Origin of the sequence: Streptomyces sp. NPDC005181 (assembly GCF_040608395.1) — a bacterium.
Taxonomy (GTDB): domain Bacteria; phylum Actinomycetota; class Actinomycetes; order Streptomycetales; family Streptomycetaceae; genus Streptomyces.
Map to the genome: position 1 here is coordinate 102,611 of NZ_JBEXID010000014.1, position 14,300 is coordinate 116,910.

The window sequence follows — 14,300 nt, forward strand, 5'->3', positions numbered from 1 at the left end:
GTCGTCTGTCGCGTGCGCTTGCCTGGGAAAGCCAGAGGAGTCAGGGGAGTTCGGGAACCGGCGGAAGGGCGTGACGGCGAATCACATCGGCGTACCAGTGGGCGCTCGCCTTGGGGATGCGGCGCTGGGAGGCGTAGTCGACGTAGACCGCACCGAAGCGCTTGGAGTATCCGTACCCCCACTCGAAGTTGTCCATCAGCGACCACAGGAAGTAGCCGCGCACATCCGCGCCGTCGGCGACGGCCCGCTGGACGGCGTCGAGGTGGCCATGCAGATACTCGATCCGCTCCGGGTCGTCGACCCGGCCCTCGGGCGAGACCTGGTCGTCGAAGGCTGCGCCGTTCTCGGTGACCATCAGGGGCAGGCCCGGGTGGTCGCGGGTGACGTCCATGAGCAGCTCGTACAGCCCGTTGGGGTCGATCGCCCAGTTCATCGCGGTGCGCTTCTTGCCCTCGGAGAGGTGGAAGGCGACCTGCTCGGATCCGGTCCACGGAGAGTGTTCGCTGTTGCCGTGGCCGTCGTCGCGGGAGTCGCCCTCGCCCTCTTCCGGCATGGAGACGATCGTGGGCGTGTAGTAGTTCACCCCCAGCACATCGACGGGGCGGGAGATGGCGGCGAGGTCGCCGTCGTGGACCAGCTTCGACCAGTCCACCACGTGCGAGGTGTCGGCGATCAGGTCCTCGGGGTACGCGCCGCGCAGGATCGGGCCGGTGAAGATCCGGTTGCCGACGGCGTCGATCCGGCGGGCGGCGTCCACGTCGGCGGCGCTGTCGGTCAGCGGGCGGACCTGGTGAAGGTTGAGGGTGACCGAGGTCTGCGCTCCAGCGGGGAGTTGACCGCGCAGTACCTCGATCGCCCGTCCATGGGCGAGGTTGAGATGGTGTGCCGCACGCAGGGTGGCCGCCGGTTCGGTACGGCCGGGGGCGTGCACGCCGGAGCCGTAACCGAGGAAGGCCGAGCACCACGGCTCGTTGAAGGTGGTCCACACCGGGACCCGGTCACCGAGGGCGCCGGCCATGATGGCGGTGTAGTCGGCGAAGCGCTCGGCGGTGGCCCGCTCGGGCCAGCCGCCCGCGTCCTCCAGCTCCTGGGGAAGGTCCCAGTGGTAGAGGGTGGCGACGGGGGTGATGCCCGCTTCGAGGAGCTCGTCGACGAGCTTGCGGTAGAAGTCCAGGCCGCGTTCGACGGCGGGGCCGCGACCGGTGGGCTGTACCCGGGACCAGGAGACGGAGAAGCGGTAGGCCTTGAGTCCCAGCTCCTTCATCAGCGCCACGTCGTCGCGGTAGCGGTGGTAGTGGTCGGCGGCGACATCGCCCGTGTCACCGGCCAGGACCTTGCCGGGGGTGTGGCTGAAGGTGTCCCAGATGGAAGGGGTGCGGCCGCCCTCGGCAGCCGCGCCTTCGACCTGGTAGGCGGCCGTGGCCGCCCCCCAGACGAAGCCCGTCGGGAAGAGTGTCGGCGAGTTCGTTGCCTCGGATGCCGGCTTAGGGGTGATGTCAGGTCGTACGGCAGTCATGCGGGAGCGCTCCCATGGGTGGACGGAACAGAGGCAGGGGGAGGGAGAGAGAAGGAGAGGTGGTGCGGACGTCCGGGAAGGAAGGGAGTGTCCTCCGGGTGACGCAACGTCACCCGGAGGCCGGGGCGCCGTCGGGTCAGCCCTTGACGGCGCCGGACATGATCCCTCCGACGATCTGCTTGCCGAAGATCACGAAGACCATGAGCAGCGGCAGCGTACTGATCAGTGCACCGGCCATGACGATGCTCTGGTCGGGGGTGTAGGAGGCGCTCAGCTGGCCGAGGGCCACCTGAAGCGTCGGGTTCTGCTGGTTCAGGGCGAGATAGGGCCAGAAGAAGTCGTTCCACGCCTGTACGAACGTGAGCATCCCGAGCACCATCATCGCGGGGCGGGCCGCCGGGAGCACCACGCTCCGCACGATGCGGAAGTTGTTCGCGCCGTCGATCTTGGCGGCCTCGATCAGCTCGTACGGAAGCGCCTCGCTCAGGTACTGCCGCATGAAGAACACACCGAACGCGCTGACCAGGGTCGGGAAGATCACCGACTCGAGGTTCCCGCCCCAGCCGATGTCGGACATCATCATGAACAGCGGGACGACGCTGAGCTGCGGCGGGATGGTCAGGGTGGCGATGACTCCGGTCATCAGCGCGCCCCGGCCCCGGAACCGCATCTTGGCGAAGGCGTATCCGGCCAGGGTGCAGAAGAAGAGCGTCGCCACCGTGATGCAGCTGGAGACGATGACGCTGTTGACGATCGCCTTGCCCAGATGGGCCTGGTTCCAGGCGGCGTCGAGGTTGTGCAGCAGCCGGCCGCCCGGCAGGAACGGCGGGGTGGAGGCCAGTACTTCGTCCTGGGTGTGGGACGCGGCCACCAGGGTCCAGTACAGCGGCAGCAGCGAGCCGATGCCGACGACGGCCAGCGCGATGTAGGCGAACGGACCGCCCTGCAGCTGCTTGCCGGCGCCGGGCTTGAAGCGGCTCGGGCGCTTCGGTACGCGGTGTGCGGAACGTGCCGGGAGGCCGAGCTCCGGAACTTTGGTGGGACTGGTCATGGTCATGGATATCGCTCCCGGTCAGACCGCGGATTTGCGTACGAAGCGGCCGATGAGCCAGTTGATCGCGGCGATGATCAGCAGGAGGGCGAGCATCGCCCAGGCCACTGCGGCAGCCGGACCGAGATGCCCCAGGTTCCAGCCGTAGTTGTAGAGGTAGACGCTGAGGGTCTCGTACTGATTCTCGTTGCCGCCGGTCGCGCCGAGGGTGCCGCCCTCCAGCAGCAGGGGCTCACCGAACAGCTGCATGGAACCGATGGTCGAGATGACGATCGTGAAGAGGATCGTGGGCCGCAGCGAGGGGATGGTCACCTTGCGGAACTGCTGCCAGCGCGAGGCTCCGTCGAGCGAGGCCGCCTCGTACAGATCGGACGGTACGGCCTGCATCGCGGCCAGGTAGATCAGGGTGTTGTAGCCGGTCCAGCGCCAGATCACGATGACCGAGATGGCGATCTTGGACGTCCAGTGCCCGTTGACCCAGTTGGTGTCGCCGAGGCCGACGAAGTGCAGCGCCCAGTTCAGCAGACCGCCGTCGGCCCGGAAGACCAGGGCGAAGACGAGGGCCGCGGAGGCCACCGAGGTGGCGTACGGGGTGAGGATGACCGTCCGCCAGAAGGTGCTGGCGCGGAGCTTGTAGTTCAGCAGATGGGCCAGGCCCAGTGCGACGAGCAGCTGCGGGACCGTCGACATGACGCCGATCAGGAAGGTGTTGCTGACGGCCGTCCAGAACTCCGAGTCGTGCAGGATCTTGTCGAAGTTGTCCCAGCCGACCCACTCCATCTGGTTCAGTCCGGTCATCTCCACCCGGTGCAGGGCGATCCAGCCGGTGTAGATCAGCGGATAGAGCCCGAAGGCACCGAAGACGAGGAAGAACGGGGCTATGTAGGCGTACGGCGATGCCTTGTCGTCGAACCGCCAGAGCCGGCTCCGCCACGTCCTTCGGCGGGCGTTCGCCGGTGTCTGCTGGGAACCGCGGGGTGGCGGGGCGTATGCATCCCGGGTGGGAGTCGAGGTGGCCACGGGCGGGAGTCCTTCCCTGGATTGCTTGGTTACCCGGGTACGGGGCTGGATGGGCCGAAGGCGCGTGCGGTGGGCTTGCACGGGGCGGCCGGGTACCTCCCCGGCCGCCCCGTGCAAGCCCATCGGGAGACGGGCTGTGCGCGGCCCCGGTGCCCCGCGGGGTGGGGACACGCAGGTGCGGGCGGCCCGGGGGCCGCCCGCTGCTGCAACCGTCAGCCGATCGCCTTGTCGATCGCTTCGGTCGCTGCCTTCCACGCGTCGTCGGGGCTGGTGTTGCGCTGCTCCATGTTGTTGATCTGGGTGGAGATGGTGTCCTTGATGACGCCGTCCTTCGGGCCGAGAACGGTCTCGGGGATGGACTTGGCCTCACCGGCGTAGATCTGGCCGATCGGCGCGTCGTTGAAGTACGGGAGCTTGGCGTTCTTCACGTCGGGCAGCTCGTACGCGCCCTTGTTGGACGGGAAGCTGCCGATCGCCTTGAAGACGGCGGCCTGCTGCTCGGGGGCGGTCAGCCACTTGACGAGCTTGGTGGCCTCGTCGACGTTCTTGCCCGACTTGGGCACGCCGAGGAACGAGCCGCCCCAGTTGGCAGCCGTCGCGCCGGGCGCGGTGGTGATGTTCCACTTGCCCTTGTTGGCGTCACCGGCGTTGATCGAGATCTGACCGGCCATCCAGGCAGGGCAGGCCACGGTGGCGACGGTTCCCTTGCGCAGGGCGGCCTTCCACGGGTCGTTGAACTGGGCGAGGCCCTGGGTCAGCTTCTTGTCCGCTGCCTCGGCCGCCAGGTTCCAGCCCTGCTTGACGCTGGGGCTGTCCTTGTAGATCGCCTTGCCGCTCTCGTCGTAGTACTGCTGCGCGTTCGAGCTGACGACGGCGTTGAACATCGCGCTGGCGGAGTCCATGAAGAAAGTGCCCTTGGGGGCGTTCTTCTTGTACTCCTCACCGAGCTTGAGGTAGTCCTCCCAGCCCCCGGCGACCTTCGCGGCGACCTCCTCGCGGTCGGTCGGCAGACCGGCCTTCTTGAAGAGGTCGGTGTTGTAGCAGAGCGACATCGGTCCGATGTCGGTACCGGCGCCGATCACCTTTCCGTCGGGCGTGGTGGCCTGCTTCTCCTTCCAGGACACCCAGTCGCCGACGTTGATCACCTTGCTGAGGTCGGCGAACTGGTCCGCCTTGGTGTCGACGAGCTCCTTGATGCGGCCGACCTCGAGGCCCTGGACGTCCGCCAGCCCGCTGCCCGAGTTCAGCTGCTGGAGCAGCTTGGGGTAGTAGACCTTCTCGTCGGCGGTGACGTCCTCCTTGACCGTGATGTTCGGGTGGAGCTCGTGGTACTTGGCGAAAAGACCCGCTTCCTTGTAACCGAACTGCCCGAAGTCGGCAACGGTCAACGTGATCTTCCCGTTTGCGTCGGAGCTCCCGCTGGAGTCCGATGTGTCCGAGTCGCTGCATCCGGTCAGCAACAGGGCGGTGGCCGTCAGGCCCGTGGTGGCCACCAGCGCGGCTCTGCGACGCCGGCCGGCGACGGTGCGGGTGATACGCATTCCACTACTCCTTGTTCCAGGGCGGGACTGGCGTTCTGACTGCGCGCTGTACGCGCAGGTGAGGGCAAGTGCCAGATGGTGCAGGGGGGAAGACACGGGCAGTGCCGTCCGCACGAGAATTTCCCGTGCGATGTGGGAGCGCTCCCATGCGCCGATGCCGGAAGGTTGCTTCCTCAAGGGGGTGGGTGTCAAGAGTTGAAGACGGTTCCGTTGCCCGAGTGTGTCCTGCAAGTCACGCGACCGTGTCCCGCCGAAGTCTTGCCTAAGCCTCCGGGCACCATCTACGGACAGGGCGCTCCTCTGAATACGCCCAGGCCGGCGAGGCGCCGACGAGAGACAGGGTGCGGGTGTCCGACAGAAGCAGACCGGGGTCGCTGTTTTTGCGTGCGTCATCGGGCCGGTTCGACCACGACCGGATTTCGCTGGTCCGCCCACTGGAAGGTGAACGGGGTATGGAGTCAGGGGGCGCGTGGGGCCGCATCCGCGTTCTCTCTCCGAACCGTGCGGCAGAGGTGTGGGCGCGGGTTGCGTGGGCGCGTCCACGCTTCGTCCTCAATCGCCGGACGGGGTTGAGTTGCCGCCCGGCCGAGGACGGCCCGGGACCATCCGCCGGATGCACGGGCTGCGGCTCACGTCTTGCCGAAAAGGAGGGGGCGCACCCCGGCCGGATGTGGGGGGTGTGGGGGCCGGCCGGGATGCGCGCGGGGGGGGTGGCGGTCTGCGGGGTGGAGTGGGGCTACTTGTACGCGCCGAACGCCTTGGTGAAGGCGAGCGGCTCCTGCACGATCGAGCTGCACGACGCGTCCGCCGACGGCTTCGCCCCGCCCGCGCACGCCTTGTCCCGCGTGCCCGACCACATCGCCAGCCGGCCCAGGCCCTTCTCCTGGGCGAATTTCACCAGCTGCGTGGCGTCCTCGACCTTGAAGATCTCGGTGCTGACGTCGTTCACGCCGATCATCGGGGTGACGGCCACGGCCTTCCACGCCGCCGCGTCCGACAGCGCGAGCACACCCTTGATCTGGGCCTGCGTCGCGGTCGCCGCCTGGATCGCGTACGAGCCCATGTCGCCGCTGTACGAGGCGCCGTAGTCCATCGCCATGATGTTGACCGCGCCGACCTTGACGCCGTTCTTCTTCGCGTCGGCGATCAGGTCCACGCCCGGCTGGGTGAGGCCCTCGGGCATGACCGGCAGCGTGAAGGAGACGTCGAGGTTCGGGTGGGACTTCTGGAGCTGTGCGATCGCCTGGGCGCGGCGGGAGTTGGCCGCCGTGTCGGGCAGCGCTCCGCCTTCGATGTCGAAGTCGACCTTGGTGAGTTTGTACGTGTCTATGACCTTGCCGTACGCCGTGGCGAGGTCGGTGGCGGAGGTGCAGTTGAGCGCCAGTTCGGAGCCGGCCGCGCCGCCGAAGGAGACCCGGACGTCGCCGCCCTTGGCACGCAGCGCGCCGATCCGGGAGGCGACGTGGTCGTCGCCGAGGGCGGTGACGCCGCCCCAGAGCGGGGCGCAGTTGCTGCCGGAGGTGATGAAGGCGAGGTTGAACTCCTTCACTCCGGTCCTGTTGACGGTGTCGACCAGGTCGTACGCCGGGTAGAGGGAGGTGTCGACGTACGGGGCGAAGCCGGCGCCGCCCGCCGTACCACCGCCGCCCTCGGTCGCGGTGGGTGTGGGCGTGGGAGTGGAGGTGGGGGTCGCCGTGGCGGTCTGCGAGGGCTTGGCCGTGGGGGTGGGGGTGGCCGTGGGGTTCGGGGTCGCGGTCCCGGTCGGGCGGCCGCTGGGCTCCGGGGTCGCGCCGGTGTCGACGGAGCACTTGGCGTTGTTGATCAGGCAGCGGGTCGGGTCCGCCGCCGTGCCGTCCGAGGCGGTGACGAAGCCGACGGTGACCGTCTTGCCGGGTGCCAGCTGCTTGTTCCAGCTGGCGGGCTTCACGGTGACATGACTGCCGCTGACGGTGTGCTCGCCGTTCCAGAGCGAGCTGATCTTCGTGCCCGCGGGCAGGTCGAATTCGAGTGTCCAGTCCGTCTGGACCTTGTCGGTGTCGTTGGTGACGACGTACTGCCCGGTGTAGCCGCCCGTCCAGCCGCTGGTCCTGGTGTACGCGGCGCCGACCGAAGCGGCCTGCGCCGTGCCCGTGAGCGCGAAGACCGCGGAGCCGATCACTGCCGCGGCGACAACGGCGCCGATCGCCTTGGTCCTGGTGCTCGCCGTGCGCCGGTGCGTACTGGTGGTGCCCATTGCGTGCCTGCCTCTGTCGTACGGGGGTGTGGGTGCGGGAGCACGCTAGCGACACCGAGACCGACAAATAGGCTGTATTGGACATGAGTTGATGTTCTTAGGATTGCCTTAAGGGACGCATCGGAGCTGGTTAAGACCGGCTCGCGGACCGGAGACGGCGGCGCTGTCGGCCCACCCGGTGGCGGCGTCCGCCCTGCCCGGGCCGGCGCCCGTCGAGCCAGATCCAGATGCGGACCTCCGTGCCGCCGAGCACCGACCGCCCGATTCGCACATCGCCGCCGGTGGACTCCGCGACCCGGCGGACGATGTCGAGGCCGAGCCCGGTCGAGCCCACCGAGCCCCGCGCCCCTCCCCCACCGCTTCCGCCGCGCGCGAGCGCGGCCTTGGGGTCGGCTATGCCGCCGCCCGCGTCCGAGACCAGCACGATCACGGCGTCGCCGCTGTGGTGCACGTCGACGGCGAAGGCGGTGCCCTCCGGGGTGTGCCGGAAGACGTTGCCGAGCAACGCGTCGAGCGCGGCGACGAGTTCGGGCCGGGCGACGGGGATGCGTACCGTACGGTCCACTCCCGCGAGGCGCACCTCGCGCCCCTCGTCCTCGGCGAGCGCCGACCAGAAGTCCATCCGTTCCCGGATCACCTCGGAGGCGTCGCAACCGGCCCCGGGCCCGCCGCTGCGCCCCTGGGTCTGCGGGCGCTGTTCGCGGGCGGTGCGGATGATCGTGTCGACCTCGTGCTCCAGCTGCTCGACGGCGGCCCGGGTCTGCTCGGCGGCCGGGCCCTCGCCGAGCGAGGCGGCGTTGAGGCGCAGGACGGTGAGCGGGGTGCGCAGCCGGTGCGAGAGATCGGCGGCCAGCTCCCGTTCGTTGGCGAGGAGCTGGACGACCTGGTCGGCCATGGAGTTGAACGCGACGGCGGCGGACCGCAGTTCGGTCGGTCCCTCCTCGCGGACCCTGGTCCCCAGCTTGCCCTCCCCCAGGTCGTGGGCGGCGCGCGAGCCGCTGGGCGGGCTTCACCATCCGTACGCCGAGCCGGTCGGCGACCGCGACCGAGCCGACGATCAGCGCGACACCGACGCCCGCCAGCATCAGCCAGGCGGTGGCGACCCCGTTGGACTCCTCGCCCTCGGGTACGAACACCTCGACGACGGCGATGCCCCCGGAGCCCAGCGCGGTCGGCTGGAGCAGCGCGGAACCGCCGGTGACCTCGCTGATCGAGGCGCGCCCCGAGATGCGTACGGTCTCCACGTCCTTGCGGGTGGCGCGCCGGGTGCCGATCTCGACCGGTCTGCTGTCCGGCTCCTCGGAGGCGGGGATATGGACGGCCATCCGGCCCTCGCCGCCCGGCTCGGTGGTGAGGACGGCCGTCTCCAGTTCGGCGCGGTCGGTGGTGATGGAGAGGGTCGGACCGATCGTGGCGGCCTGCCGCTCGGCGTCGGAGAAGGCCCGGTCGCGGGCCATCTCCTTGATGACGAGACCGAGCGGTACGGCGAAGGCGACGACGACCAACGCGGTGACGGCCAGGCAGACCTTGACCAGGGCCCATCTCATACGGGCTGCTCCGGGCCCGGCGGCTGCGCCGCGGGCGGCTGGAGTTTTACGCCGACGCCGCGCAGGGTGTGCAGATAGCGCGGCCTGGCCGCCGTCTCGCCCAGTTTCCGTCGCAGCCAGGAGAGATGGACGTCGATGGTCTGGTCGTCGCCGTACGACTGCTGCCAGACCTCGGCCAGGAGTTCCTTGCGCGGGACGACGACCCCGGGACGCCCGGCGAGAAAGGTCAGCAGATCGAACTCGCGGCGGGTCAGGTCGAGCGCGGTGCCGTCCAGTTCGGCCTGGCGACGCAGCGGATCGATGGAGAGTCCGCCGACCTGGATGACGCTCGGCGGCGGCGCCTCGCCCCCGGCGGCGCGCGAGCGGCGCAGCACGGCGGTCATCCGCGCCGACAGGTGTTCCACCGAGAACGGCTTGATCAGGTAGTCGTCGGCGCCGTCGTTCAGCAGCCGGATGATTTCGCTCTCGTCGTCCCGCGCGGTCGCGATGATCACGGGTACGTCGGTGATGCCGCGGAGCATCTTCAGGGCCTCGGATCCGTCGAGATCGGGCAGGCCGAGGTCGAGGATGACCACATCGAATCGGAAGTGGGCGACTTCGCGCAGCGCTTCCAGCGCGGTGCCGACACTCCGTACCGTATGGGAGGCCTCGGTCAGGTGCCGGATGAGGGCGGAACGTACGAACTGGTCGTCCTCGACCACGAGCACACTTGGCATGGGCGGCACCGTACGCCATGGACCGGCCCGCAGTCCTGTCCGTGAGGGTCCGGGGACAGCACGGGGCTTGTGGTGCAGGATGTGCCGGATGCAACGAGGACTCGTACACGCGCTCGCGTGGTCGCTCGCCACCGGCGCTGCGGTCACGCTGACGTGGTGGGGTGTGCACACGGTGATGGCGGGGACGGCGTACGACCCGCCGCGCGCGGTGCCCATCTCCGCGAGCGCCCGTGACGGCCACAGCGGGGCAGACGCGCTGTCGTCCTCGACGCGGCGCCCGCAGGCCTCGCCGACACCGAAGCGGAGCAGCACTCCTCGTACCGCGCCGAAGCCGTCCGCGACCCCGCCCGGGCAACCGTCCCGCACCCCGTCGAGCAGCCCTTCGCCCGCGCGCCCGGCCAAGCGCTCCGGCACGGTGAAGAGCTACCCGACGGACGGCGGGCGGGTCGTCTTCGAGCTCGGCACCGACTGGGCGAAGCTCGTCTCGGCGACACCGGATCCGGGCTGGTCGATGCAGGTCTGGACGACCACGACCTGGATCCGGGTGGAATTCACCACCGATGACGGGTCGACGGTGTCGGTCTTCTGCACATGGAACGACCATCCGCCGGTGGTCGAGATCGTCTGATCGCCGGCCGCTCAGTCGAAGGCGGAGGGCGGAGGGGCGGGTGACGGACGGGCGTCCGCGTCGCTCACCGCCGCCGCGCCGCCGGTGAAGTCGGCGAGCTCCTTGCCGTGTTCGACGCGTCCGGGGTGTGGGTCGGTGGCGACCCGGCGGGTCAGTTCGGCGACCCTCAGCGGGAGCGCCGAGGCGAGCAGCACGGCGTTGCCGAAGCGGCGGCCGCGCAGCACGGCCGGATCGGCGGCGAGTGCCAGCTCCGGGAAGACGGTGGCAGCGGTGGCGATCTGGCCGCGCAGATGGGCCAGCGGCGGACCGTCGGCGAGGTTGGCCACGTACTGCCCGGTGGGATTCAGGACCCGGCGCACATCGGTGAGGAACTCGGCGCTGGTGAGGTGGGCGGGCGTACGGGCTCCGCTGAAGACATCGGCGATGACGAGATCCGCCCAGTCGTCCGAGATCTTCCCGAGCCCGGCGCGGGCGTCGGTGGAGCGGACCCGGATCCGGGCCTGCGGGTCCAACGGCAGCTCCCGGCGGACCAGTTGGACGAGCGCCGCGTCCAGCTCGACGATCTGCTGAGTGGAGCGCGGCCGGGTCGCGGCGATGTACCGGGCGAGGGTGAAGGCGCCGCCGCCCAGGTGCACGACGTGCAGGGGCTGCCCGGCAGGGGCGGCCAGATCGGCGATGTGGCCGATCCGGCGCTGGTAGGCGAAGGAGAGATGCGAGGGGTCGTCGAGGTCGACGTGGGACTGCGGGGCGCCATCGAGGGTCAGCGTCCAGGCGTGCGGCCGCTCCCGGTCGGGGATCAGCTCGGCGAGACCGCCGTCGACGGGCTCGGAGAGGGTCTCCGGCTTGCGGTCGGACGTGCGGTCCGCTCGTTTCCGGGCGCCCGCGCCGCCGCTCGACGCACCTCGACGTGCCACTGACGCTCGTCCCTACTCACTGCTCATCGCCCGGGCCGGTGCTGGACCGGCAGCGGCGGGGGAACCCGCCCACCTGGCCATTATGGGCTCAGCAGCAGTTGTCGGCCGCCTCGATCAGCCGGGCCGCCTGGTCGAGCGCGGCGCGCAGCGCGGCCGGGTCGGTGACCTGGGCGTCGTCGGCGGGCGGCAGCAGCCAGCCGCTGCCGGAGACCGGCGGCTCGGCGGGGAGGCGCAGTCCGCGGCCGTTCGTCTGCGTACAGGCACTGCCCGGTACGTCCCAGGCCTCGGCGGTGCCCGGCGGCACCAGGAAGCCGAGGGTGTCGCAGGCGCCGTCGTGCAGAACCGGGCCGACGGCCTCCTGATCGGCGCTGCGGCGCAGGATGTCCACGGCCTCCAGCCCCTGGCGGGCCGGAACGGTCACCAGATCACAGGGGCCGGCGCCGAGGGGGGCGTCGGGGGGATTGCACTCCGCCGTTCCGGGATCGGCCTTCGCCGTACGGGTGGGGGAAATACTGGTCGTCGCCGTTCGGGTCGTCGCAGTCGTCCGCGAGCCGACGGCCTCCGTGCCGAGATGCAACAAGGGACCTCTCCTCTCATCGCCGGACGGAGCCGGACTCCGTCTCCGCATGGACCAACGCGTCGGCTACGTCAAGGGCTACGGTGCGGCACCGCCGCAAAGGGTGGCAGTTCATGGCGGATCGTGGGTGAGATATCCGTTTTGTACGCAAACGCTGCGTGTGCGGTCTGTCACAACGGGTACGTTCTTGCTCCGCCGGGACACCGGAGACAGGCGCCCGGCTTGCACCAGAGAGGGCCCAGCCATGGTGTCGACAGAGGCAGTTCCCAACCTCACCTTCCGGCGGCTGCGCGGACCGCGCTCCGCCGGGGAGTTCGCTGCCGCGGTACGCAGGTCCGCCCGCGAGATCGGCGAGCAGGTCGCGTGCGACGCCCGGTACATCGGACGCGTGGAGTCCGGCGAGATCCGCTGTCCCAACTACGCGTACGAACGAGTCTTCCTGCACATGTTCCCCGGGGCGACCCTGGCGGACCTGGGCTTCTCGGCACGCGAGTCCGTTCGCGGCCGGGCGGCGAGAACCGCCGGCAACGCCCCCGAAAGTCCTGACAGCTCTGATACCCGACCACCCCCCACGCTCCACAGCGACACCGACGAGGAGAGCGACGTGCTGCGTCGCGTATTCATGACGAGCGGCACCACCGCGATGGCGGCCGCATCCCTGGGCCTCGGCCTCGGCACCACGACCATCGCCGCCGCTGCCGCCCCCGTCCAACGGCGGGTCGGCGAGGCCGAGGTGACGGCCGTCGAGAAGGCGGTACGGCAGATCCGGCTGCTGGACGACCGGCACGGCGGCGGCGGCCTCTACCGGCGGGCCGCGCAGCCGCTGCGGGCGGCGTACGCGCTGCTCGACGAGGGGACCACCACCCGCCGGTCCACCTCCGACCGGCTGCACGCCGGGGCCGGTGAACTGGCCATCTCGGTGGGGTGGCTGGCCCATGACTCGGGACGCTTCGAGGACGCCCGCTCGCACTACGCGGAGGCGCTGGCCACGGCTCGGGTGGCCGGGGACCCGGCACTGGAGGCGCATGCGTTCTGCAATGCGTCGTTCCTGGCGAGGGACACGGGACGGGCCCGTGAGGCGGTACGCGCGGCGGAGGCCGGACAGCGGGCGGCGGGACCACTGGGCTCACCGCGGCTGCTGGCGCTGCTCGCGCTGCGGGAGGCAGGGGGCCGGGCCGGGCTCGGCGACCGCAGCGGTTGCGAACGGGCGCTGGGGCGGGCGCACGCGGCGTTCGGCCGTGGGGCGTCCGATGCCGACCCGGAGTGGATGACGTTCTTCCGGGAGGCGGAGCTGGAGATGCTGGAGGCGCAGTGCTGGTCGGCGCTGGGCGACTGGCCGCGGGCGGCCCGCCATGCGCGGCGGGCCACGCAGCTCCAGGATCCGCACTTCACCCGGAACCTGGCGCTGTACCGTGCCGAGCTGACGACGGACCTGGCCCGGGCGGGGGCTGCGGCGGAGGCGGCCACGGCGGGGCAGCAGGTGCTGGACCTGCTCGCCCAGGTCCGGTCCTCCCGCATCCGGGCGATGCTGGCGGCGGCGGTGCAGGTGCTGCGGGCGCAGCGGGGGTCACCTGAGGTGACGGAGTTCCTGGAGCGGTACGGGGAGGTGGGGGCGGAGGCGTAGGACGGAAAGCCGTCCAAGTGCCGTCCCACGCCTCACGCACCCGGGTCCGGTCCGCCGGCCTGTCCTCGAACGCCGGACGGGCCGGGTTCGGCCGGACGGGCCGGGTTCGGCCGGGCGGGCCGGGATCGGGCGGGCGGGCCGGGATCGGGCGGCGGTTCGCCTCAGTCGCCGGGCGGCAATTCAAGCCCGTCCGGCGATCGAGGACACCACACTGCCGGGCAGGGGCAGGACCTCACCGGTCCAGGTGGCCCGTGTCGTTCCAGCGTTCGAGTGCCGGCGCCCCGTATGCCCATCCCAGCACCGACAGCGACGTCGGGTCCAGGCGGATGCGGGACGCGAACGAGACGTCCTCACCCAGCCAGCGCGCCCCCAGCGCGCGCAGGATGTGACCGTGTGCGAAGACCAGCACGTCGCGGTCGGCCGAGCGCGCCCAGTCGACGATCTCGTCCGCACGGGCCGACAGCTCGGACAGGGTCTCGCCCTCCGGAACCCCGTCGCGCCAGATGAACCAGCCCGGCCGGATCGCCTGGATCTCGGCCGGTGTCATGCCCTCGTACGCCCCGTAGTCCCACTCCATGAGCGCGTCCCACGGCCGCGCCCGGTCCGCGAAGCCCGCTATCTCGCAGGTCTCCCTGGCACGGACGAGCGGGCTGGTGCGGACCTCCAGGCCCGGCAGGTCCGCCCACGGTCCACGGTGCAGCCGCTCGCCCAGCAGCTTGGCTCCCGCGCGGCCCGCGTCGAGCAGGGGAATGTCCGTCCTGCCGGTGTGATTGCCCCTGACCGACCATTCCGTCTGGCCGTGCCGGGCGAGCAGGATACGCGGTGCCATGACGGCTCTCCCTGAATCTTGGTGCGGAGAAAACGACAACAGGGACGGGTGATCCGCCTTTTTCCATCATCGCTCACGTGTCCGGCAGGCAACCTCCGGGACCG

The 14,300-nt window shown here is 70.4% G+C and carries 11 protein-coding genes and 1 pseudogene; 2 read left to right on the top strand and 10 right to left on the bottom strand.

The genetic code is table 11. The features are described from left to right. Positions 1-40 precede the first annotated feature (40 nt). The 7 genes and pseudogenes from ABZV38_RS12730 to ABZV38_RS12760 all read right to left on the bottom strand — a co-directional run bounded on the left by ABZV38_RS12730 (position 41) and on the right by ABZV38_RS12760 (position 9,624). On the bottom strand, positions 41-1,516 hold the full coding sequence (locus tag ABZV38_RS12730) for a GH1 family beta-glucosidase (protein ID WP_356326798.1): 1,476 nt from the start codon (positions 1,514-1,516) through the stop codon (positions 41-43). 136 nt (positions 1,517-1,652) lie between these two features. After that, complete coding sequence (locus ABZV38_RS12735; RefSeq protein ID WP_356326799.1) at positions 1,653-2,573, bottom strand: carbohydrate ABC transporter permease; 921 nt, start codon at positions 2,571-2,573, stop codon at positions 1,653-1,655. A gap of 15 nt (positions 2,574-2,588) precedes the next feature. After that, on the bottom strand, positions 2,589-3,587 hold the full coding sequence (locus ABZV38_RS12740) for a sugar ABC transporter permease (RefSeq protein WP_356326800.1): 999 nt from the start codon (positions 3,585-3,587) through the stop codon (positions 2,589-2,591). A 212-nt stretch (positions 3,588-3,799) separates the two neighbouring features. Continuing rightward, the gene (locus ABZV38_RS12745; protein WP_356326801.1) at positions 3,800-5,128 is read right to left on the bottom strand and encodes an extracellular solute-binding protein; all 1,329 of its coding nucleotides are present in this window, start codon (positions 5,126-5,128) and stop codon (positions 3,800-3,802) included. Positions 5,129-5,864: 736 nt separating this feature from the next. Next, positions 5,865-7,361 (bottom strand): cellulose binding domain-containing protein, encoded by a 1,497-nt coding sequence (locus ABZV38_RS12750; RefSeq protein WP_356326802.1) that lies wholly within the window; start codon positions 7,359-7,361, stop codon positions 5,865-5,867. A 130-nt stretch (positions 7,362-7,491) separates the two neighbouring features. Further along, a pseudogene (locus ABZV38_RS12755) lies at positions 7,492-8,908 on the bottom strand (HAMP domain-containing sensor histidine kinase). After that, positions 8,905-9,624, bottom strand: coding sequence for a response regulator transcription factor (locus ABZV38_RS12760; protein ID WP_356326803.1), 720 nt, complete (start codon positions 9,622-9,624; stop codon positions 8,905-8,907). The pseudogene ABZV38_RS12755 and the gene ABZV38_RS12760 overlap by 4 nt, the downstream one beginning before the upstream one ends. A gap of 88 nt (positions 9,625-9,712) precedes the next feature. Between ABZV38_RS12760 and ABZV38_RS12765 the strand changes: the two genes are divergently transcribed. Continuing rightward, complete coding sequence (locus ABZV38_RS12765; RefSeq protein WP_356326804.1) at positions 9,713-10,252, top strand: hypothetical protein; 540 nt, start codon at positions 9,713-9,715, stop codon at positions 10,250-10,252. Positions 10,253-10,263: 11 nt separating this feature from the next. On the opposite strand, the gene ABZV38_RS12770 is transcribed toward ABZV38_RS12765, so the two are convergent. Together ABZV38_RS12770 and ABZV38_RS12775 are read right to left on the bottom strand one after the other, a co-directional pair. Continuing rightward, positions 10,264-11,166 carry a fused MFS/spermidine synthase gene (locus ABZV38_RS12770; RefSeq protein WP_356326805.1) on the bottom strand — a complete coding sequence of 301 codons (903 nt, stop codon included), beginning with the start codon at positions 11,164-11,166 and terminating at the stop codon, positions 10,264-10,266. A gap of 88 nt (positions 11,167-11,254) precedes the next feature. Next, positions 11,255-11,746: a hypothetical protein gene (locus ABZV38_RS12775; RefSeq protein ID WP_356326806.1), complete on the bottom strand. Its 492-nt coding sequence runs from the start codon at positions 11,744-11,746 to the stop codon at positions 11,255-11,257. Between the two features lie 241 nt (positions 11,747-11,987). Between ABZV38_RS12775 and ABZV38_RS12780 the strand changes: the two genes are divergently transcribed. Continuing rightward, positions 11,988-13,367 carry a tetratricopeptide repeat protein gene (locus tag ABZV38_RS12780; protein ID WP_356326807.1) on the top strand — a complete coding sequence of 460 codons (1,380 nt, stop codon included), beginning with the start codon at positions 11,988-11,990 and terminating at the stop codon, positions 13,365-13,367. A 232-nt stretch (positions 13,368-13,599) separates the two neighbouring features. Here ABZV38_RS12780 and ABZV38_RS12785 read toward each other — a convergent pair whose 3' ends face one another. Next, positions 13,600-14,196 (bottom strand): histidine phosphatase family protein, encoded by a 597-nt coding sequence (locus ABZV38_RS12785; protein ID WP_356326808.1) that lies wholly within the window; start codon positions 14,194-14,196, stop codon positions 13,600-13,602. Positions 14,197-14,300 lie beyond the last annotated feature (104 nt).